Source organism: Azorhizobium oxalatiphilum (assembly GCF_014635325.1).
Lineage (GTDB): Bacteria > Pseudomonadota > Alphaproteobacteria > Rhizobiales > Xanthobacteraceae > Azorhizobium > Azorhizobium oxalatiphilum.
The window spans coordinates 77476-97112 of sequence record NZ_BMCT01000002.1 but is presented as its reverse complement, the minus strand read 5'-3'; the positions used below and the strand labels follow the sequence as shown (position 1 = coordinate 97112).

The 19637-nt window shown below is 66.5% G+C and carries 19 protein-coding genes and 1 pseudogene; 8 read left to right on the top strand and 12 right to left on the bottom strand.

What is annotated here, in order from left to right; genetic code table 11:
* Window positions 1-48: 48 nt before the first annotated feature.
* The 9 genes from IEW24_RS08955 to IEW24_RS08915 all read right to left on the bottom strand — a co-directional run bounded on the left by IEW24_RS08955 (window position 49) and on the right by IEW24_RS08915 (window position 8120).
* The gene (locus tag IEW24_RS08955) at window positions 49-1281 is read right to left on the bottom strand and encodes a BatD family protein (protein ID WP_188577651.1); all 1233 of its coding nucleotides are present in this window, start codon (window positions 1279-1281) and stop codon (window positions 49-51) included.
* Window positions 1278-1916, bottom strand: coding sequence for a hypothetical protein (locus tag IEW24_RS08950; protein ID WP_188577649.1), 639 nt, complete (start codon window positions 1914-1916; stop codon window positions 1278-1280). The genes IEW24_RS08955 and IEW24_RS08950 overlap by 4 nt, the downstream gene beginning before the upstream one ends.
* Entirely contained in the window at window positions 1913-2827 is a 915-nt protein-coding gene (locus tag IEW24_RS08945) for a VWA domain-containing protein (RefSeq protein ID WP_244644267.1), read from the bottom strand. Before IEW24_RS08945 ends, IEW24_RS08950 begins: the two co-directional genes overlap by 4 nt.
* Window positions 2824-3813, bottom strand: a complete 990-nt coding sequence (locus IEW24_RS08940) for a VWA domain-containing protein (protein ID WP_188577647.1) — start codon at window positions 3811-3813, stop codon at window positions 2824-2826. The genes IEW24_RS08945 and IEW24_RS08940 overlap by 4 nt, the downstream gene beginning before the upstream one ends.
* Window positions 3807-4280, bottom strand: coding sequence for a DUF4381 domain-containing protein (locus tag IEW24_RS08935; protein WP_210324168.1), 474 nt, complete (start codon window positions 4278-4280; stop codon window positions 3807-3809). The genes IEW24_RS08940 and IEW24_RS08935 overlap by 7 nt, the downstream gene beginning before the upstream one ends.
* The gene (locus tag IEW24_RS08930) at window positions 4280-5236 is read right to left on the bottom strand and encodes a DUF58 domain-containing protein (protein WP_188577644.1); all 957 of its coding nucleotides are present in this window, start codon (window positions 5234-5236) and stop codon (window positions 4280-4282) included. Before IEW24_RS08930 ends, IEW24_RS08935 begins: the two co-directional genes overlap by 1 nt.
* Window positions 5237-5251: 15 nt before the next feature.
* A complete protein-coding gene (locus IEW24_RS08925; protein ID WP_188577642.1) occupies window positions 5252-6223 on the bottom strand; it encodes an AAA family ATPase in 972 nt (323 codons plus the stop codon).
* Window positions 6224-6285: 62 nt separating this feature from the next.
* Complete coding sequence (locus IEW24_RS08920; RefSeq protein ID WP_507762629.1) at window positions 6286-7260, bottom strand: formylglycine-generating enzyme family protein; 975 nt, start codon at window positions 7258-7260, stop codon at window positions 6286-6288.
* Between the two features lie 8 nt (window positions 7261-7268).
* Window positions 7269-8120, bottom strand: a complete 852-nt coding sequence (locus tag IEW24_RS08915; RefSeq protein ID WP_244644266.1) for a SphA family protein — start codon at window positions 8118-8120, stop codon at window positions 7269-7271.
* A 677-nt stretch (window positions 8121-8797) separates the two neighbouring features.
* On the opposite strand from IEW24_RS08915, the gene IEW24_RS08910 reads away from it, so the two are divergent.
* The 6 genes from IEW24_RS08910 to IEW24_RS08885 all read left to right on the top strand — a co-directional run bounded on the left by IEW24_RS08910 (window position 8798) and on the right by IEW24_RS08885 (window position 15118).
* On the top strand, window positions 8798-10546 hold the full coding sequence (locus tag IEW24_RS08910; protein WP_188577636.1) for an ABC transporter substrate-binding protein: 1749 nt from the start codon (window positions 8798-8800) through the stop codon (window positions 10544-10546).
* 36 nt (window positions 10547-10582) lie between these two features.
* A complete protein-coding gene (locus IEW24_RS08905) occupies window positions 10583-11524 on the top strand; it encodes an ABC transporter permease (RefSeq protein ID WP_188577634.1) in 942 nt (313 codons plus the stop codon).
* A 41-nt stretch (window positions 11525-11565) separates the two neighbouring features.
* A complete protein-coding gene (locus IEW24_RS08900; RefSeq protein ID WP_188577632.1) occupies window positions 11566-12408 on the top strand; it encodes an ABC transporter permease in 843 nt (280 codons plus the stop codon).
* Entirely contained in the window at window positions 12405-13409 is a 1005-nt protein-coding gene (locus IEW24_RS08895; protein WP_188577630.1) for an ABC transporter ATP-binding protein, read from the top strand. Before IEW24_RS08900 ends, IEW24_RS08895 begins: the two co-directional genes overlap by 4 nt.
* The gene (locus tag IEW24_RS08890; RefSeq protein WP_188577628.1) at window positions 13406-14401 is read left to right on the top strand and encodes an ABC transporter ATP-binding protein; all 996 of its coding nucleotides are present in this window, start codon (window positions 13406-13408) and stop codon (window positions 14399-14401) included. Before IEW24_RS08895 ends, IEW24_RS08890 begins: the two co-directional genes overlap by 4 nt.
* 291 nt (window positions 14402-14692) lie before the next feature.
* The gene (locus tag IEW24_RS08885) at window positions 14693-15118 is read left to right on the top strand and encodes a hypothetical protein (RefSeq protein ID WP_188577626.1); all 426 of its coding nucleotides are present in this window, start codon (window positions 14693-14695) and stop codon (window positions 15116-15118) included.
* Window positions 15119-15151: 33 nt separating this feature from the next.
* Here IEW24_RS08885 and IEW24_RS29095 read toward each other — a convergent pair.
* Window positions 15152-15277, bottom strand: a pseudogene (locus tag IEW24_RS29095) (autotransporter-associated beta strand repeat-containing protein); the annotation flags it as partial.
* 18 nt (window positions 15278-15295) lie between these two features.
* The gene (locus IEW24_RS08880) at window positions 15296-16447 is read right to left on the bottom strand and encodes a glycosyl transferase family 8 (protein ID WP_188577624.1); all 1152 of its coding nucleotides are present in this window, start codon (window positions 16445-16447) and stop codon (window positions 15296-15298) included.
* A 462-nt stretch (window positions 16448-16909) separates the two neighbouring features.
* Here IEW24_RS08880 and IEW24_RS08875 point away from each other — a divergent pair, with 462 nt between their 5' ends.
* Complete coding sequence (locus IEW24_RS08875; protein WP_188577622.1) at window positions 16910-17062, top strand: hypothetical protein; 153 nt, start codon at window positions 16910-16912, stop codon at window positions 17060-17062.
* 44 nt (window positions 17063-17106) lie between these two features.
* On the opposite strand, the gene IEW24_RS08870 is transcribed toward IEW24_RS08875, so the two are convergent.
* On the bottom strand, window positions 17107-18507 hold the full coding sequence (locus tag IEW24_RS08870) for an LLM class flavin-dependent oxidoreductase (protein WP_188577620.1): 1401 nt from the start codon (window positions 18505-18507) through the stop codon (window positions 17107-17109).
* 251 nt (window positions 18508-18758) lie between these two features.
* Between IEW24_RS08870 and IEW24_RS08865 the strand changes: the two genes are divergently transcribed.
* Window positions 18759-19631, top strand: coding sequence for an ABC transporter substrate-binding protein (locus tag IEW24_RS08865; RefSeq protein ID WP_188577618.1), 873 nt, complete (start codon window positions 18759-18761; stop codon window positions 19629-19631).
* Window positions 19632-19637: the final 6 nt, after the last annotated feature.

The window sequence follows — 19637 nt, the reverse complement described above, 5'->3', positions numbered from 1 at the left end:
TTGGCTGGGGCGTAAAAGGAAAGACCGGTCAGCGGGAGTTGCCTCCTTTCATGTTGATCGAGGATTCAATGGTGGCAGGACAGCCACCTGGGCAGCCGTTGCCGGCGGGCGGCGAACATCTTCCAGGCGGCGGAGCAGTGCCCTGGATTGATCGGGCCGCCAGTCGGCGGGCGGGCTGGCGAAAAGTGCCCGATCAAGATCAGCCGTCGCTGTGCGCACCTGTTGTCGCGGTTCCGATGAAAGCCAGGGTCGCCATGTGCACAGCGCCCGATAGACCGCATGTGCGTCCCCTTCCGTGCACGCCCGGCGCACAGCCTCGAAGGCCATCCTCTCATCGGCCTGACGGGAGCGCGTTCGCCGCAGCAACAGGACCCCTGCCCCGCCCACCAGCAGCACCGCAAGCACGACCACGACAGCCAGCCGCACGGACGGTTGGCGTGCGTCCACGGCAGGGACTTCGACCGATGCGACCTCCACGCGCGTCCCGCCGGCATCGGCATGCTTCAACGTGCCGGAGCTGAGATCCCACCATGGCTGGGTCAGGGATGGCAGGTTGACGGTCCCGCCCCGCTCAAAGACATAGGTGACGCGATCCACCCGTTGCCCGGTCACGACACCGCGATTGCTTCGGTCTGAAATGTCGGGTGGATCGGCATAGACGCGCACCCCCTCGGGGGCCTCGAAGGCAACGTCCCGCATGGCCAGCCCCGGGATATCCTCCGCGGTGCGTGTGATGATGCGGACCACGGCGTCGCCGGCCTTGAAATGTCCCGCAGGCGAGGGTTGCCAGCTTTGCGTGAGCGTCAGCGTGCGGGTCGCGACCACGGCACCGGATGGATCGACGCCGGGCGGAACGGTGATCCGCAGCGGCACGGTTTGCCCCTCGGCCGTGCCGGTGATCGCCCCGGCGCGGTCCAGGAGGGTGACTGCTGCCGGCGCGATGTCGAATGCCCCACCTCGCCGGGCGTAGAGTGCGAACTCGAACCGCTGGCCCACATAGGCCCTGCCGTCGATGGTTTCACGCAGACCGGTGCCCTGCGTCTCAAAGCGCAGCACCTGCAAGCCCGGCACCTCCGGCAGGCTCACGCGCGGCGGGCGCGGCATCTCGTCCGCGAACAGGACGTCCACCCGCAACGCGACGTGCTGGCCGACCACCGCGCCGCTCGCGGGAGACAGGCTCTCGCGGACGATCACCTGTGGCGTCTGCGACGGAGCTGAAATCTGTTGCGCGCCCAGCGGGGCGGCCAGAAGGACGAACAGCAGGACAAGGAACCGCCTCATGGCTTCGCCTCCCGTGCTGTCTGCGTCTGTGCCTGAAGCTGGTAGCCAAAGCGCGCACGCAGGAAATCGGCAGGTCGGGTCTGCACCCGTTTCAGCCAGAGCGCGCGCACCGCCGTATCGTCCATCGCCGCACCGGAGACGTCCGTCTCCTGCCCGCCCGGCCGCCTGGCGTCCTTGTCATAAACGATCTGGTCGGCGCCCTCGCGCTGATCGCCCGCATCCTCACCGCTCGCCTTCATCCGCCCGGCACGCAGCCGGGCGATCTCGCGGTTGGCCCGCGCCTCCGTCCAGCCGGGCCGCAAGGTGAGCGCATGATCATATCGGACGACCGCCTCCTGATACTTACCGAGCATCACGAGGGCGTTCGCCTGATCATAGGCCGCCTCCGGCGTATCGAGGCCGGCAAAGGTCTGTTCCGCTGTCTTGAAGTCCCCGGCCCGCATCTGCGCCACGCCCCGCCACATGGGGTCCCGAAAGGCCTCGGCAGCCTCAGCGAAGCGGCCTTGATCGAACAGACGCCGCCCCCTCTGGTCCGGGCTGGCCCAGAGGTCTTGCCAGCCGAGCGCGAAGGCGGCGCCACCCAGGAGGATGAGAACGGCACCCGAGAGGGCGGCCATGGCGCGGAGGGGGGTCATGCCAGCACCCAGCCGCGACGGAACCACAGCAGCACCAGCAGGGCCAGCAGCGGTGTCAGCCACCAGCCCGCCTCCATCCAGCGCGGCGCTTCCCCCGGCACGGGTGGCGGAGCACCGGCCGTGGCCAGCCGGGCCGCGAGCGCGGCGACATCCGCCCCGTCGATGGTCGGCGCCACCAGCCGCGCGCCGAGCGCTTGCGTCGCCGCCAGCAGGGATGCATCCGCCTGTGCGCGCAGCGGCGGCAAGGTCGCGAACAACACCACCGGAGCGTTGCCGGAGGGCCGGGCGGCGATCGTCGGTGCCGTGTCGGCGAAGACAACGATGGAGCCCCCCTGCCCCGCATCCGCGAGGGTCCGCTGGGCCAGGGCCAGTGCATCGGCAAGCGCGTCGCCCTGCCGGGGCATGATGTCGGGGCTGAGCGCAGTTGCCATGCTATTGAGCACCGCCGTATCCGGCGTCGGCGGCAGGACGAGATGCGCCGAGCCGGCATAGGCGATGAGGCCGGTGGGCGCCCCCTGCCGCGCACTCAGGAGATCAGACATCTTCTCACGCGCCCGATCGAGGCGGCTCGGCGGCAGATCGCGCTCCAGCATGGAAGGCGTCACCTTCAGCACGAACATGGCCGGCCGGGCGGATGGCGCGAAGGGTGATGGCAGTAGTCGCCACGTGGGGCCGGCGACGGCAACGACGCCGATGATCCAGGCCGTCAGCAGCAGATCCTCCGGGCCGATGCGCCGCTTCTGTGCCCCGCCGACGCTGAGGGCCGCGAGCAGCGGGCCATCCATCACCGCGCGCCAGCGCGCTGTCGTGTCGGCCTCCCGTCGTTCTCGCCACCACAGGAAGAGCGCCGGCAGCAGCAACAGCAGCCACCAGGGACGGATGAAGTGAAATGCCGCGATGGTTTGCATCATGGCGCTGCCTCCGCCATCCGGCGGTGCGGCCAGCGGACGAGGCGCAGCGCCTGAAACAGCATGGACAGCACCAGCAGCGCCGCCAGCGGCACCCAATAGACCTCCATGCGCGGCTGGAAGCTCACCGTCTCGACCTTGCGGGCCTCCACCTTGTCCAGTCTGTCGTAGATGTCAGCAAGGCCCGCGCGATCGAGGGCGCGATAGAAACCGCCGCCTGTCGTCGTTGCGACATCGCGCAACGCGGCCTCGTCGAGCTTCTCCTCTCCGGCGGCAGCAGGATCGCCCGCGGCGACGGTGTGGATCACAATGCCCCGGTCCTTCGCGATGCGCGCGGCTTCAGCGGGCGGCACGCTGCTGGCGGTGTCGTTGCCGTCGGTCAGCGCGATCATGGTCCTGGACGGAGCCTTCGAGGCGGCGAACAGGTTGATACCGAGGCCGATGGCATCCCCCAGTACCGTGCGCGGCCCGGCCATGCCCACCTGCATCTCGGCCAGCATCTGCCGGGCGAGCTTCAGATCGGTGGTGAACGGCACCAGCGCGAAAGGCGCATTGCCGAACACCACGATGCCCACGCGGTCGCCATCCCGACGGGTGAGGAAGTCGTCCAGCACCTGCTTCACTGCGGTGAGACGGCTGACCGTCCGGCCGGAAGCATCGGTGAAGTCCTGTGTGTCCATGGAGCCGGAGAGGTCCACCAGCAGCAGCAGATCGCGCGCGGGACGCTCGTGATGGACCGGCGGCATAACCCATTGCGGGCGCATGAGGGCCAGCAGCACCAGCCCCCAGCAGAGCCCCAGCATCAGCGTCCTCCAAAGCCCCCGTCGGCCGATGCCTTGCCGGGTGGCCGCCCCGCCGATCCGCGCCAGCGCGATGAAATAAGGCACCCTCACCGCCGCCCGGCGGGTCTCGTGCACGGGCAACAGCCAGTAGACAAGCAAGGGAAGCGGCAGCAGAAGCGCCAGGAGCGGATAGGCGAAGGTCAGCATGGCGGCGCCTCCGCCCGATGCGTCCGGACCCAGAACACGGCAGCCGCGAGCACCGCCGCACCATCGCCCGCGGGCGCGCCGAATGGGGCATTCCTGAGGGCTCGGCCCGCCCCCTCGGTAAAGTCGCTGCGGCCCGAGGTGCGATCGAGAAAGGCGAGCCATCCCTGTCCCGTGAGGCCCGCCACCTCGGCGCGCGGATAGGCCACGAGCGCTGCCCGCTTGAGGATGGCCGAGATGGCCGCCATCCGCTCTGCATCGGAGGCCGGGCCGATGGCTGAGAGTTCCGCCAGCGCCGCCCGCCGATAGGCCGTCCGCCGCCGATGCCGCACGCACGCCCAGACGAGGATGAGAAACGCGATCACCGCCGCGCCGGCCAGAACGCACCAGCCCGGTGCCGGCGGCCAGAACGGCACGGGCGGCGGCAGGGCGATGTCCGCGAGGCGGGAGAGGTCGGCGGGATCGTCCATCAGGCGGTCCTCCCTTGCCGGACCGCAGCCCGCGCCAGCCTGCGGCCGAGCAGTTCGCGGAACTGTTCCGTCGTGTCGCGGCCGGTGGAAAGCGGCAGCACGGGAATGGCGCGCCTGCGGGAGAATTGCTCCACCGCCTCCCGCCGCTGCCGGAAGCCGGCGGCGAACGGCGCACGGATGCCGCGCGCGGAGGTGTCGATCTCCATCTGCCGGCCGCCCTCCTCCACGACCGCCCGGCCGATGTCCGGCAGGCTCGCCTCCAGCGGGTCGGACACAAACACCATCAGCACGTCATTATGGGCTGTGACCCGCGTGATCAGCCGCACGGTCTCGGCATCCGCGCCCGCGGCATCGGTGATCAGGGTCAGGAGGCCGTCATGGGGCAGCAGGGACAGCGCCCGCGCGATGGCCTGATTGAGCAGCGTCGGATCGGAGGGGCGTGGATCATCCGCCCGCAGCGCCCTGTTGTGGCGCACGATGGCCTCGAACAGGGGGCCGATGGCGGCCTGACGGGCGCGCGGCCGGATCTCGTCCAGGCCGTTCTCCGAAAAGGCGATGCCGCCCACGCGGTCGCCCAGCGAGGTGACGCGCCAGGCGGCCAGCGCCGCCGCCTCCGCCGCCACCACGGACTTCATCGCCCGCCTGCTGCCGAAGAACATGCCGAGCCGCTGATCCACCAGCAGGATGACCTGCCGGTCGCGCTCCTCGGTGTAGACGCGCAGTTGCGGCATGCCGATGCGGGCGGTGGACGGCCAGTCGATGGCCCGCACGTCATCGCCCTCGGCATAGGCGCGCAGTTCCTCGAATTCGAGCCCGCGCCCACGCAGGCGCGAGCCGTGGCGGCCCGCCAGCAGGGAATGGACCGGCTGGCGCGGCAGGAAGCTGAACCCCTTGGCCCGGTGTTTCAGGCGCAGGAGATCGTCGAGCGTCACGTGGATACGGGCGTCCTGCGTCATGCCGGCCTCCCTCCCTCAGACAGCCACCGCCACCTGTCGGATCAGTTCATCGATCACATCGTCCGTGCCCTTGCCGTCTGCCGTTGCCTCATAGGTCAGCGAGACACGGTGGCGCAGGCAGTCATGGGCGATGGCCTGCACATCCTCCGGGGTCACGTAGTCGCGGCCCTGCAACCACGCATAGGCGCGCGCGGAGCGGTCGAGGGCCAGCGTGCCGCGCGGGCTGGCGCCGATGGCGATCCAGACTTTCAGTTGGTCGCCGAACTCCCACGGCCGGCGCGTCGCCGCCACCAGCGCGACGATGTAGGCCTCCACTGACGGCACCATCTTCACGGCGCGGATCTCTCCGCGCGCGGCGAATATCTCCGCCTGCGCGATCTTCTGCTCCGGCGCGCCGTCTCCGCCGCCTTCCTCGCCGCGGACCATCCGCAACACCTTGGTCTCGTCCTCGTCGCTGGGATAGGAGATGCGCACATGCATCAGGAAGCGATCCATCTGCGCTTCCGGCAGCGGGTAGGTGCCTTCCTGCTCGATGGGATTCTGGGTCGCCAGCACCATGAACAGGTCGGGCATCCTGTAGGTGGTGCCCGAGACAGTGACCTGCCGCTCCTCCATCGCCTCCAGCAGAGCCGACTGTACCTTGGCGGGCGCGCGGTTGATCTCGTCGGCCAGCACGAGGTTGCCGAAGATCGGTCCCTTGCGAAATTCGAAGCTGCCCGCGCCCGTCCCCTCCGCGCGATAGATCTCGCCACCGGTGACATCGGAAGGCAGCAGATCGGGCGTGAACTGGATGCGCCGGAATTCACTCTCCAGCGTCTGCGAGAGGCTGCGGATGGCACGGGTCTTGGCCAGCCCCGGCAGGCCCTCCAGCAGCACGTTGCCGTTGGCCAGCAGCGCAATGATGAGGCGCTCGACCACCTTCTCCTGGCCGATGATGGAGCGGTTCATCCGGCTCTGGATCCCGGCGACGGACTGGCGGGCGCTCATGACCCCTCCTCCATGCGTTGGTTGATGTGCGCGGCTCATGTGCGAGCCCGAAGCGCGGTCCGTTATCCCGGCGCGCGCCGCACGCAGCGAAAGCCCACATGGCTGGTGGACGTATCCACCGCTTCCGCGTGGCGGGCGGCAGGCCGGTAGCGGCGGCAGTAGTTGGGCGCGCAAAGGTGGGAGCCGCCTTTCAGCACCTTCTGCGGAATGCGGATCTGGGGCTGGCGCGGGTCGTAGCTCTGCTCCGGCGGCCCGCCGCGCGGGTTCTTCGGCACGCAGCAGGCCTTCGGCGCATCATCCGGATGACGGCTCGACCACCAGTCGGAGGTCCATTCCCAGACATTGCCGATCATGTCGTAAAGGCCGAAGGGATTGGCCGGATAGCTGCGCACCGGCGAGGTGCGCTCGAAGCCGTCGGCAGCGAGATTCTGGAAAGGGAATTCCCCCTGCCACGTGTTCGCAAGATGGACCCCGCCGGGTGCCAGTTCATCGCCCCACGCGAACTCCACCCCCTCAAGGCCACCACGCGCGGCATATTCCCACTCCGCCTCGGTGGGCAGTTCCTTGCCCGACCAGGCCGCATAGGCCTGCGCATCGCGATAGGCCACATGGACGACGGGATGATCATCGAGCCCCCTGATGGAGCTTCCCGGACCATAGGGGCGCCGCCAGTTTGCGCGGGGACGGAACTCCCACCACTGGCTGAAATCCTTCAGGCCCACCGGATGATCGGGGGCTGAGAACACGAGCGAGGCCGCTCTCAGCATCTCGGGCCTGGCACCCGGATAGTCCTTCGGATCGGGGGCGATCTCCGCGAACGTGACGTGCCCGGTGGCTTCGACGAAGGCGCGGAACTGGGCATTGGTGACGGGCGTCTCGTCCAGCTCGAAGTCGCTCACCGTGACCCGGTGTACCGGCTTCTCTTCGGCGTAATGGTCGTCCGAGCCCATGAGAAAGGTACCGCCGCGTATGGCCACCATCGGCGTTTCAAGGGATTGGGATCTGGCGGCGAGCCGCTTTCGGGCCTGTGTACCCATGGACGCCTCTACTTGCTGTCGATGGAGAGAGGAAAGGCGACCGTGAGGAAGCCGAGCGTCCCCTCCAGCCGGTTCTCCGCCGCGAACTCGCGATAGACCTTCAGGCGCGCGGAGACCGGCGTCTTTCCGACCTCGAAATTGTAGGCGATGGTGCCGCCCAGGGCTGCCACGCGCCCCTCATAGGCGCCAAGCTGAGCGCCCGATCCACTGTCTCCGGTGATCTGCTGATAGTAATAGCCGATAAGACCGGCGGACCATTCCTTCGAGAGGGTCTTCGTAAGTGCCCATTCGGCATGGAACTCGGTGCCGGTGGTGTAGTCCGTCGCCTCATTGGTGCCGTTGAAGGTCAAGCCCACGGCGCCCGACAGATCCCACCCGATCTTGGGGTCGAACCACGTCAGCGCGAGGGACACGTCCCCCGCCCAGCGGTGAAAGGCCAGATTTGCGAGCGCGTCGTTCCGATAGTTGCCGACGGGGACATTGAGCAGCCCCGTGACGTTCCAGTGAAAATTGCCCGCATGCCAGCCGAGCACAGCGGAAAGGACGGGGTCGCCGACGATCCAGGCATCATCCTGCACCCCGCGGGCGAACACGGCATCGAAACGCGGCGCATAGAGCGCCGCCCCGGCATTCACAGACACATGGCCCGCAGGGAGGATCGCGCCGACCGCCAGATGACCGCCCAGCACATCGGCCGGAAGGACCCATGTGCCAGTCAGGAAATCCGCCTGCGCCTTGCTGCTGACGTCGGCAATCAGCCGACCACCGGATGAGAAGATGCGCCCGCTTCCGCCGCTCCCCTCGTAGAAATACACATCGTTCTGAAGATAGACGCCGGGCGGCGGAAGATACCCCGCCATCGGGCCGCGACTGCCCAGAAGATAGAAGCCGATCCCATTTTCAGCCGCCTTGGCGGCAAATGGCAATCCCGCGCTCAACAGCGCGACTCCCGCAGCAAACAGGACGCTTACGAACCGTACCGACATGACGTGGGGACCTCCCGCGCCTGACGCGAAGGACTACCGACATTGGGTCGATCTGCGCGCGGGAGAGAGCTGGAGCGACATACCGCAACAGCTCACATGCGGCGCACGTATTTCTCACCTTCGACCACAGTCAAAAGGATGCCAAATTCCAACACTGGAAGGAGACGGCAGGCGACATTCCCAGACCTCGCAAGCTGCCAGCTGATGCGCAGCCATATGAGCATCTAAGGACATGTCGGTGCAAGTATTTTTCTCGATTCGGCAAGGCATATATTCGTTGCGGCGCACGATCATCTGTGCATCCGGAACATCACATCGAAGACATTCAAATTGATTGCATACTATTATTATACACCGAATGCGCACCTCGCATCCGACATCGCATGCGCGCGGCCTTCAAGATCAGCCACGATGTCCGAACACTGTACGGGCGAACGGATAACCACCCCTACTAAGTGCTGACGACCATCACGCTGTTCTTGAGCCCGATCTCGGGTGCAACGAGTTGTCAAACATTGGAGCGAGCCCTACAGTAGGTTGCAATTAAAAGGATGATCGCGACGGCATCGCGACACCTCCCGAGGACACTCTACAAAGCGCCGGTGCAAGGGAATGAAGAACGGAGCCATGTCAGTGGCCCTGAGCTCTTCGGTTGCGCGTGCCCGGATCGGAAGCCATACACCAATCGCAAGCCATCAATACTTCGCGTCCCACCGATAAATTCTCAAAAATCAATAATAGATAGAGGGGGTATACGCCACATGAAGAGCCTGGCCGGTCCGATCATTGGAGCAATTGCATTTGCACTCATCGGGCTGCAGCCGTGCGGCGCGGCCGAGCCGGAACCGAAGGACGGCGGCACGATCGTCATGGCGACGACCGCCCAGGTCCAGGGCTTCGATGCGTTGACGACGCGCTCGGCCAATCGCGAGACCACCATGGCCGGCGGGCTGGTGTTCTCCAACTTCTTCACGCGGAACGACAAGGGCGACCGGGTTCCGGATCTCGGGACCGCGCTCGACAGCTCGCCTGACGGCCTGACCTGGACGCTCAAACTGCGGCCCGGCCTCAAGTTTTCCAACGGGGCGCCCTATACCGCGCACGATGTGGCGAACCATTTTCAGCGGATCCTCAATCCGTCGCGGAACCAGATGTTCGCGGCTGCGACGGGCTCGCTGAAAGAGGCGGTCGCCATCGATGATACCACCGTTGAATTCCGTCTCGCCTATCCCTGGGCCGCCTTCCCGAGCATCTTTCTGATCGACAACTTCCTGATCTGGGTGATGCCCACCGAGCATGAGAAGACCGCCGGCCCCGACCTCAATCGCCGGCCGATCGGCGCCGGCCCCTACATGATGACGGAATGGAAACAGGACGACAGCATCACCTTCGAGAAAAACCCCAACTACTGGAATCCGAAGGCACAGCATCTCGACAAGATCGTCATCCGCTTCCTGCCCGATCCCACCGCACGTTTCACGGCCCTGAAGACCGGCGACATCGACATCTTCTATGAGCCCCTCGGCAAGCAGGTCGTGGCGGCGCGCGGCGACAAGGGGCTGAAGGTCGTTGAATACGTCGGCACCGGCGCCTCCACCGTCAACATCAACACCTCCGTGCCGCCGTTCGACGATGTCCGGGTCCGTCAGGCGCTGGCCCATGCCTTGGATCGCAATATCGAGCTGAAGGTCGGCTTCGACGGCGTCGGCACGCTCGCCACCAGCTTCTGGGGCGCGAATTCCGAGTGGCATTGCCCGGATGTCGGCTATCCCGAATACAATCCGGAGAAGGCCAAAGCCCTCCTGCAGGAGTACGGCAAGCCTGTGAAGATCGTGCTCCAGGTGCAGCCGACGGCAATCATGAGCATTCCGGCGCAGCTCTACCAGAGCTTCTGGCAGAAGGTCGGCATCGAGACCGAGATCAGGAGCATTCAGGGCGGCCCCTCCTACATCAACCCGGTGCTGCGTGGCGACTATCAGCTCGCCATGTGGGAAGTGGCCGATGTGCCCGACCCCGACTTTCAGGTCTATCAGGCCTTCTTCTCGAAGAGCGGCGGCAACATCACCAGGATCAAGGATCCGGTTCTCGATCAGGCTATCGAGACCGGCCGTCGCAGCCTCGACGTCGACGTCCGCAAGAAAGCATACTGTGATTTCAGCAAGGAGATGGCCCTGCAGATGCCGATCCTGCTGCGGATGCAATCGAACTATTTCGCCATCACACTGCCGCGGGTCCACAACATCCCGCTGATGCGGCGCGGTCTCGTGCGCCTCAACGAAGCATGGGTCGATCCCAGATAGCATTCGCATGCAGGATCACACCGCAGGGTGCCGGCCATGATGTCCTACTTCCTGCGCAAGCTGCTGCGCCTGGGCGTCGTCCTGCTGGTGGTGGCGGCAGCAAGCTTCCTGCTCATGACTCTGCTCCCGGGTGACGTCGCCCTGGCCCTGCTCGGCAACGACGCGACGCCGGAAGCGGTCGCGCAGGTCCGCGCCGAACTCGGCCTCGACCAGCCGCTCCTGCTGCGCTACCTGCACTGGCTGGGCGGCTTCCTGCGCGGCGACCTCGGCCGCTCCTACATCACGCAGGTGCCGGTGATGGAATCCATCCTCGATCGCCTTCCGGTGACGATCGAGCTGATGTTGCTGAGCCAGGGACTGGCGCTGCTCATCGCGGTTCCGGCCGGCGTGCTGTGCGCCTACAAGGCCGGCAGCAGGATCGACCAGTTCGCGAACGCGGTGGCGCTGCTTCTGCTCGCCGCCCCCGTGTTCATTCTCGCAATCCTCCTGATGTTCCTGTTCGCGCTCAAGCTGCGCTGGCTGCCATCGACCGGCTACGTGCCGTTCATGACCGATCCCGTCAGGAACCTCGCGCATCTTGCGTTGCCCGCGCTCGCGATCGCGCTGGCGGAATGGCCGTCCCTCTTCGCCGTGCTCCGTGCCGACATGATCAGGACGCTGCAACAGGACTATATCGCCCTCGCCAAGGCCAAGGGCCTCGGTCCCGCTTTCATCCTGTTCCGCCACGCCTTGCGGCCATCGTCATTCACGCTGGTGACGATTTCCGGCCTGCAGATCGCCGCCACCATTGCCGGCGCGCTGGTGGTGGAGACGATCTTCGGCTTGCCCGGCATCGGCCGCATGCTGACAGGCGCGGTCTACAATCGCGACATGATGCTCGTGCAGGGATGTGTCGCGGTGATATCCGTCGGTTATGTCCTGATCAATTTCGGCGTCGATCTCATCTACGCGCTGCTCGATCCGCGCGTGCGGCAATGAGTGCCTTCGCCGACGATCCCGGGCATGAGACCGCATCGGCCATGGCAGCGCCGAGCCCGATGCAGGTGCGCGATCGGCTGGGGTTTCGCTTCTGGCTCCCGGCGGTCTGGATCGCCATCGTGGTCGCGCTGGCCACCACAGCCAATCTTCTGCCGCTGCCGAGCCCGATCGAGACGGACTTCGCGGCGCTCTCCAACTGGCCCGATCGCACCCATTGGTTCGGCACCGACCAACTCGGCCGGGACATCCTCTCCCGAGCGATCTTCGGCGCCCGGATATCCCTGACCGTCGGCCTGCTGGCGCCGGCTCTGGGACTTGGCATCGGCATGCTTCTGGGCATGGCAGCCGGCTATTTTCGCGGGCGCGTGGAAGCCGTCATCGCTGCCGCCATGGATGCGGTCATGGCGTTTCCCGGCATCCTCGTCGTCCTCGCCGTCACGGCCTATGTCGGAGCCAGCGTCCCGCTTCTGGTCATCGTGCTCGGCGTCCTGACCGTCCCCACCTTCATGCGGGTCGCGCGCGCCAATACGCTGGTGTTCGCCCAGCACGACTTCGTTCTGGCGGCCCGCGCCATGGGCGCGACCCACTGGCGGGTGCTGTCGCTGGAAATCCTGCCGAACGTTGTGATCCCGATGCTGATCTACGCGCTTCTCGTGATCTCCCGCATCATCGTGGTCGAGGGCGTGCTGTCCTTTCTCGGCCTGAGCCTGCCGGCGCCGTGGCCGACCTGGGGCAACATGATCGCGGACGGTCAGGTTGACCTCGCCACATTGCCCTACATTCCCTTCATTCCCGCCGCGCTGATGTTTCTCACTGTGCTGTCGATCAATCTGATCGGCGAGCGCCTGCGCGCACGGACAGACCTGCGTGGCAGCGCGCTATGACGGACGCAGGCCCGGCTCTGCTTGAGGTGAACAACCTCACAACGCACTTCCACACGCCGCGCGGCCCGCTGCGCGCCGTCGATGGCGTGTCGTTTTCGCTCCGGCGGGGGCAGACGCTGGGGATCGTCGGCGAGTCGGGGTCCGGCAAGAGCGCCCTCGCCCGAACCATCATCGGCATTCTGTCGAAGCGGCGCACGACCACCACCGGCCGCATCGCATTCGAGGGCCGCGATCTGCTGACCCTGTCCGAGCCGGACATGCGCGACATCCGCGGCAGGGACATCGCAATGGTCTTCCAGGATCCGACATCGTCGCTCAATCCGGTCAAGCGCATCGGCGTCCAGATCACGGAGGTGCTTGCCCGGCATCTGGGTTTGCGCGGCTGCGCCGCCCGGTCGAGGGCAACCGAGTTGCTCACATCCGTGGGCCTGTCTCTCCCCGAGGAGCGCCTGCACCAGTATCCGCACCAATTGTCCGGCGGCATGCGCCAGCGGGTCGCGATCGCCATCGCGCTCGCCTGCGACCCCAAGCTTCTCATCGCCGATGAGCCGACCACGTCCCTCGACGTCACGATCCAGGCGCAGATCCTCGACCTGCTGCACCGCCGACAGAAGGCTCACGACATGGCGATGATCCTCATATCGCACGACCTCGGCGTGGTGGCCGGATACACCGATGCGGTTGCGGTGATGTATGCCGGGCAGGTGGTCGAACAGGCATCCACGCGATCGCTGTTCCGGAACTGCCGCATGCCCTATACGGCGGCCCTGATGCGGTCCGCGCCGAACCTGTCCGATCCGCCCCATACGCGGTTGCGCGCGATCGCGGGACGCCCGCCGGACATGGTGCTGCCGCCGCCGGGATGCCGCTTCGGACCACGCTGCGACCACGCAACCGACATCTGCCGAAACGAACGGCCGACGCTGTCGGCGTCCGATGCGGTGGGTGCGCACCTTTATGCCTGCTGGCACCCGGTCGCATCTCCCGGAGCATCCGCATGAGCCCGGCAGAACTCCTCGTCATCGACGACCTGTCCGTCACCTACGCTCTGCCACGAGGGCGACGGCTGATGGCCGTCGCGAACGTCAGCTTTACGGTCTACAGGGGCGAGACGCTCGGACTGGTCGGTGAATCCGGCTGCGGCAAATCGACGATTTCACGTGCGATCATGCAGCTTCCGCCGCCGACCGGGGGCTCGGTGATCTTCGAGGGGCGCAACCTCGCAAAGCTCGACACCGCGACATTGCGGCGGGCGCGCAAACGCCTGCACATGATTTTCCAGGATCCGATCTCCTCGCTGAATCCGCGCCGCAAGGTAGGCGACATCGTCGCCGAACCGTTGGCGATTGCCGGCATCGGCGGCACCGAAGACCGCAGACGCCGCGTCCGTGCCGTGCTCGAAACCGTCGGCCTCGATCCCGATCAGATCATGGACCGCCGGCCGCACGAATTCTCCGGCGGCCAGTGCCAGCGCATCGCCATCGCCCGGGCGCTGGTCACGGAGCCGCAGCTCGTGATCTGCGATGAGCCGGTTTCGGCGCTCGACGTTTCGGTGCGCGCGCAGATCCTCAACTGTCTTGAGGATATGAAGACGCGCTACGGCCTGACGCTGCTGTTCATCAGTCATGACCTTGCCGTGGTCAAGAACATCAGCGACCGCGTCGCGGTGATGTACCTCGGCCGCCTGTGTGAACTCGCGCCATCGGCGCGGCTCTACGCGGCGCCATTGCATCCCTACACGGCGGCATTGATGGCCGCCATTCCCGTCATGGACCCGGACTGGAGCCCCTCACCGTCACATCTGCTCGCCGGAGAGCTACCCTCTCCCATGAACCCGCCGAGCGGCTGCCGCTTTCGGACACGATGCCCGCGCGCGGCACCCCTATGCGCGGCGCGCGCGCCAGAATGGCAGGAAGCCGAAGCCGGCCATTTCGTCGCCTGTCATTTTCCGCTCGTTGCATCGGACACGATCTCCCCGGCGCGGCAGTCATGACTTTCGCCATTCATTCCATGGGGATCGCGGACGTTATGCGCCAATGCTGTTAGCCACCCGGCCTATACCGGCTGCGCAGGCAAGCGCTCACATACCCAACCAATGCACAATTGCATCAACACCCGATACAACTGATAGTATGACTGATAGCGCCGGATCCCCCTGCTCCCGTTGGAGCAACCCAGTACAAGCGGCATAGCGCGCTATTCAAATTACGCAATTTAATACTTAAAATCGTTCATATGAATTGAATACAAGCTGAAACGCACTCCGAAATAAAGGATTCGGGTGATGCCAGATACCTCTATCGTCTTCTCGAGTATCGTCCTGCTCCTTCCGATGGTGTATCTATTTCTTGCAGCGCCGGCATTCCTGATGGTCAGGCTGGACATACCTCCTGTGGCGCGGCTTTTGCGCGCGATGTTCAATGGATATTTCGTAGCGCTGACCGGGGCAGGCGTCATCGGGACAATCGCCGTTACCGTCACCGGCCACCTCAGCCTGGCACTCGGCATTGGCTTGATTGCCGCCGTTGCCGCCTTGTCACGGCGCTGGTTCTTGCAGCGGGTGGACGCGTGGATCAGGGACCCGGACACCGGGAGTGCCGACGGCGCGCGCCGGCTGCGGCAGTTGCACTGGGGCGGCATGCTCGCCAATGCGGTCCAGCTGATGGTCGTCCTGGCGTGCATTCCATACTTCGCCACGGCGTCGTCCTGACCGATCCGCCCCGGAGGACTTTCCTCTGGCCCTGCCGCCTGTCACGGTGTTGGCGCCGGTCAGCGTCAGCGTGCCCGCGCCCTGCTTGGTCAGCGTACCCGAGCCGGAGATGACGGCCGCGAAGGTGATGTCGTCGGAGCGGTTGAACACCAGCGCGCCGGCGACGCCGCTGAATTCCTATCCGCGCAGGGCAGCCAGGGCCGTGCCCAGCTCTCCGATCACCGTCGCCCAATCACCGCGCGACCGTTGCCGGAAGAGCCGCAGGCTCGGATACCAGGGGCTGTCCGTGCGCTCCAGCAGCCAGCGCCAGTCGGGTACGAAGGGCAGCAGAACCCATGCTGGCCGCCCGAGGGCACCGGCCAGATGCACGGGCGAGGAATCCACCGATACCAGCAGATCGGCGATACTGAGAATGGCCGCCGTGTCCTCGAATCCGTTGATATGCGAATCCAGCGCCTCGACCCGCAGCCCGGCCGGCGGGGTCAGGGCCTCCGCTGCCTTCGGCCCCTTCTGGACCGCGAGGAAGGTGAGGCCCAATCCCGCCAGCGGGGCGAAATCGGAAAGGCTCATGGAGCGGTTGGCATCATTCCCATGGGTCGGCCGGCCGGCCCACACCAGCGCCACCAGCGGGCGCGGCAGGTTCGCGAGCCGCTTGCGCCAGATCTCCACATGCTTCGGATCCGGCGTCAGATAGGGCACCGGCCCCGGCAGGTCATCAAGCGTCAGCTTCGTGACCTGCGGCAGGGACATCAGCTCACAGTGCTTGTCGAAAGCCGGCGGCAGGGTGCCCTTCTCGGTGACGGCGTCGATACCCTCCATGCGCTGTGCCAGCGACAGGAGTTCCGGCATCACGTCGAGCACCACCCGTGCGCCGCTGCGCGCCTTGGCGGCCGGCACCATGCGCAGGAATTGCAGCGTATCGCCGAACCCCTGCTCGTCATGGATGAGCAGCGTCTGCCCCGGCATGGGCGCACCGTTCCAGCGCGGGCGCTGCACCTTGCGTTCGATGGCCGACGTGTGGGGCATCCGGTAGCGCCACTGATACTCGCGCCAGCCGCGCTCGAAATCCCCCAGCAGCAGCAGGCTTTCGGACAGATCGAAGCGGCTGGAGAAATCGCCGGGGAGCGCGTCCACCAGCTGAAGCTGAAGATCCAGCGCCTCGGCGATGCGCCCCTGTCCGCGTACCGCGAGTGCCAGCAGCCGCACGAGGTGCAGCGGCGCCGTGCTGGCCGCCAGCAGCCCGCGCAGGAGCCGTTCCGCCTCGTCCAGGCGTCCCGCATTCATCAGATCGACGACGGTCTGTTCCGAAACCTCTACCTGCACCGTCATTGTGCGCCCTCGCCCAGGGCTGCGAGCAGCTCCGCCTGCCCGGCATGCCACGGGTTCCAGCGGTCGCTGGCCCGCTGCTGGGTTTCCTGAACGTTCAATGCCGGAGGCAGGACAGGGGAAGTGGACGTGCGGGCCATGGCGCCAATCGATGACTGCATCTGGTTTGCAACTGGGTCGCCAAGCTCTAGACGAGATCGAACCGCAATCCAAATGCCGCGCCGATAACGATCGAGTCCGGCCGTCCGGCCCACGCATGCTTGCCGCGCTGGCCACGGCCCAGTACGCCTATTTTGCGCACGCCATGCACGGAGCGGCGGTAGCCGAAAACTCCACGGCCTATGTGGAGGCGGCGCAGGCGGTGCCCCTGCCCGCGTGGCGGGTGCGCGCGGTGGACGGCGTCTCGCTCGCCGTGGCGCCGGGCGAGATCCCCTCCCCCTTCTGTTCATCAGCCATGATCTCTCCGTGGTGCGGCACCTGTGTGACCGCGTCGCTGCGCTCCATCTCGGCACGCTCTTGGAGCTGGGATCGGTGGCGCAGGTCTATGGATCGCCGCGCCACGCTTATACGGCCGGGCGTCTGGCCGCCCAGCCGAGGCTGGCTGCGGACAAGGCCTGAGCCGTGCAGCGGGGGATCGCGAGCAGATGCTCACCGCGTACGTGCTAGCCGATGCGGCGCGCGCCCGCCACCGGCGCCCCATAACGGAAGCCGGCACCCGGATGGCTGGCCTTCAGCTTCGGGCCGGACCCCGGAAACAGTTTCTCGCGCAGGGTGCCCGCGCCATATTCGGTCTTGTAGGCGCCGCGCGACTGCAGCTCCGGCACCACCAGATCGACGAAGGCTTCAAGGGATTCCGGCGACACCAGACGGAACAGATTGTAGCCGTCGATGTCGGTGTCCTGCGCCCAGCTGATCAGCTCGTCAGCCACGTCCTGCGGCGAGCCCACCACGAAGGGCGAGCGCGCGCCGGTGGGGCTGAGCGTGCCGAGATCGCCCACCTTGATGGGCGTCTCGCTGTTCACGGTGAGGTTCTCCACCATGGACTGGATGGCGTTGCTCTTCACATATTCCACCGCCTGCTGCGGGTCGAAGGTGGAGAAGTCGATGCCCGTCCAGCCGGACACGAGGGCGAGTTGCCCTTCCAGACTGACGTAGCGGCGATATTCGGCGTGCAGCTCCTGCGCCTCCGCCCGCGTCGGGGCGACGATGACGGTGGCGCCGGAAAACACCCGAATGTCATAGGGATCGCGCCCGAAGGCCTGTGCCTGCTCGCGGATCTGGCGCACGGCCCGGGCGAGGATGGGGCGCGTCTGCCCGTTGAGGAAGATCGCCTCCGCATGCCTGGCCGCGAACGCCTTGCCGCGCCCGGAGGTGCCGGCCTGATAGAGCACCGGCGTGCGCTGGGGCGAGGGCTCCGCCAGATGGATGCCGTCCACCTTGTAATAGGGGCCGTCATGGACCACGCGATGGACCTTGCGCGGATCGGTGAAGACGCCGGTGGCGCGGTCGCGCACGGCCGCGTCGTCCTCCCAGCTCCCTTCCCAGAGCTTGTAGGTGGCGGCAAGGAAATCCTCGCCCGCCTCGTAGCGGTCGTCATGCAGGCGGTTGCCCGCGTGACCCATGCCGCGCGCGCCGCTGTCCAGATAGCCGGTCACGATGTTCCAGCCGACGCGCCCCTTGGTGAGGTGGTCCAGCATCGAGAAGCGGCGGGCGAACTGGTAGGGATGCTCATAGGTGAGATTGGCGGTGACGCCGAAGCCGATGTGCTGCGTCACATGGGCCATGGTCGGCACGATCAGCACGGGATCGGTGTTGGGCAGCTGCGCGCCGGTGCGGATGGCAGTGTCGGCATTGCCGCCGAACACGTCGTACACGCCGAACACGTCCGCCAGAAAGATGCCGTCCATCAGGCCGCGTTCGGCGGTGCGGGCGAGATCGACCCAGAAATCCAGCGTGTTGTAATCCGCCGCCGTGTCGCGCGGATGGCTCCAAAGCCCCGCCCAGTTGTGGCTCGGCGCGGTCATGTTGAAGGCGTTGAAGCGAAGCTGTTTCTGCTGAGTCATGACTTACTTCCCGCGCGGCGCGTGAAACGGGATTGACGTGCCCCAGGTGAAACCCGTTCGGCCTCGGCCCGCTGATCCCTTCCGGAAGCCTACAGCCCCGACAGGCCGGGCACGAAATCGCCTCCGTTAATTGACTAAGTCCATGGATTTCATATTTTGCAATTCATGTCGAGGGACTTCCATCGTCACTCGCGCCGCTTTCCCTTCCGCCAGCTTCCTCCCCCAGTCCCCCGCCCCAAGGAGATCCGCTCATGCCGCTCGTCATCGGAGCTCACCCTCAGAACCCCTCCCTCTCCATTCTCGCGCGCCGCCGCGACGCGGTCGGGCGACTTGCCGAGCATGCCCTGTCGTTTTTCACCTATGGCGCGGGCTCGCAGACCATTCCGCTGCTCAAATCCGGCGTCATCCACCTTGCCGGCACCGGCGCCACGCCGCCCATCCTCGCCAAGGCGGAGGGCCTCTCCACCGCCGTGTTCGGGATCGGCGCGCCCCGCCATGAGCGCGGCGGCCTGCTGGTGCGCGCGCAGTCCGGCATCAACCGGTTGTCCGATCTCAAGGGGCGCGGCATCGGCCTGATGCCCACCTCCTGGCACACCCAGTTCCTCGCCGCAGAGCTGGCCGCCGCCGGGTTGCACTGGAGCGATGTGCGGGCCGCCGAGATTATCCCTGCCACCGCGAAGGATGCCTTTCTCGCCGGCCTGCTCGATGCCATCGTGGCCACCGATCCGCTCTATTCCGACATCCTCGCGGCCACCCCGATCCGCATCCTCGCTTTGCCGGGCGGCGCGTTCTCGAACCGCACCGTGTTCTGGGCGCCGACCGACATCCTTCGCCGCCATCCGGAGGCCGTGCGCCTCCTGCTGGCCGAGCTGATCGCTTCGGACGCCGCCACCGCCGCCGATCCGGAGGGAGCGGCGGAGCTGCTCCACGGCCTGAACGGCCATTCGGCCGAGCAATGGCTGCCGGCGCTGACCGCGCGGCCATGGGGCGTCGCCGCACCCGATGCCGCCTTCCTCGCCGAGCAGCAGGCGCACGCCGACATCTTCGCCCGCTTCGGCATCATCCCCCGCGCCGTGGACGTGAGCGACACGGTGGATGCCTCCCATTTCGCCGTCGCGGCCTGAACCCCG

What these genes read in the sequence shown, in the direction of transcription:
- IEW24_RS08890 (WP_188577628.1), top strand. Translation starts at nt 13,406, where the DNA reads ATGAGCCCGGCAGAACTCCTCGTCATCGACGACCTGTCCGTCACCTAC.
- IEW24_RS08910 (WP_188577636.1), top strand. Translation starts at nt 8,798, where the DNA reads ATGATCGCGACGGCATCGCGACACCTCCCGAGGACACTCTACAAAGCG.
- IEW24_RS08945 (WP_244644267.1), bottom strand. Translation starts at nt 2,827, where the DNA reads ATGATGCAAACCATCGCGGCATTTCACTTCATCCGTCCCTGGTGGCTG.
- IEW24_RS08930 (WP_188577644.1), bottom strand. Translation starts at nt 5,236, where the DNA reads ATGACGCAGGACGCCCGTATCCACGTGACGCTCGACGATCTCCTGCGC.
- IEW24_RS08900 (WP_188577632.1), top strand. Translation starts at nt 11,566, where the DNA reads ATGGCAGCGCCGAGCCCGATGCAGGTGCGCGATCGGCTGGGGTTTCGC.
- IEW24_RS08905 (WP_188577634.1), top strand. Translation starts at nt 10,583, where the DNA reads ATGATGTCCTACTTCCTGCGCAAGCTGCTGCGCCTGGGCGTCGTCCTG.
- IEW24_RS08920 (WP_507762629.1), bottom strand. Translation starts at nt 7,260, where the DNA reads ATGGGTACACAGGCCCGAAAGCGGCTCGCCGCCAGATCCCAATCCCTT.
- IEW24_RS08935 (WP_210324168.1), bottom strand. Translation starts at nt 4,280, where the DNA reads ATGGACGATCCCGCCGACCTCTCCCGCCTCGCGGACATCGCCCTGCCG.
- IEW24_RS08885 (WP_188577626.1), top strand. Translation starts at nt 14,693, where the DNA reads ATGCCAGATACCTCTATCGTCTTCTCGAGTATCGTCCTGCTCCTTCCG.
- IEW24_RS08880 (WP_188577624.1), bottom strand. Translation starts at nt 16,447, where the DNA reads ATGACGGTGCAGGTAGAGGTTTCGGAACAGACCGTCGTCGATCTGATG.
- IEW24_RS08870 (WP_188577620.1), bottom strand. Translation starts at nt 18,507, where the DNA reads ATGACTCAGCAGAAACAGCTTCGCTTCAACGCCTTCAACATGACCGCG.
- IEW24_RS08925 (WP_188577642.1), bottom strand. Translation starts at nt 6,223, where the DNA reads ATGAGCGCCCGCCAGTCCGTCGCCGGGATCCAGAGCCGGATGAACCGC.
- IEW24_RS08865 (WP_188577618.1), top strand. Translation starts at nt 18,759, where the DNA reads ATGCCGCTCGTCATCGGAGCTCACCCTCAGAACCCCTCCCTCTCCATT.
- IEW24_RS08915 (WP_244644266.1), bottom strand. Translation starts at nt 8,120, where the DNA reads ATGGCGGGGTATCTTCCGCCGCCCGGCGTCTATCTTCAGAACGATGTG.
- IEW24_RS08895 (WP_188577630.1), top strand. Translation starts at nt 12,405, where the DNA reads ATGACGGACGCAGGCCCGGCTCTGCTTGAGGTGAACAACCTCACAACG.
- IEW24_RS08950 (WP_188577649.1), bottom strand. Translation starts at nt 1,916, where the DNA reads ATGACCCCCCTCCGCGCCATGGCCGCCCTCTCGGGTGCCGTTCTCATC.
- IEW24_RS08940 (WP_188577647.1), bottom strand. Translation starts at nt 3,813, where the DNA reads ATGCTGACCTTCGCCTATCCGCTCCTGGCGCTTCTGCTGCCGCTTCCC.
- IEW24_RS08955 (WP_188577651.1), bottom strand. Translation starts at nt 1,281, where the DNA reads ATGAGGCGGTTCCTTGTCCTGCTGTTCGTCCTTCTGGCCGCCCCGCTG.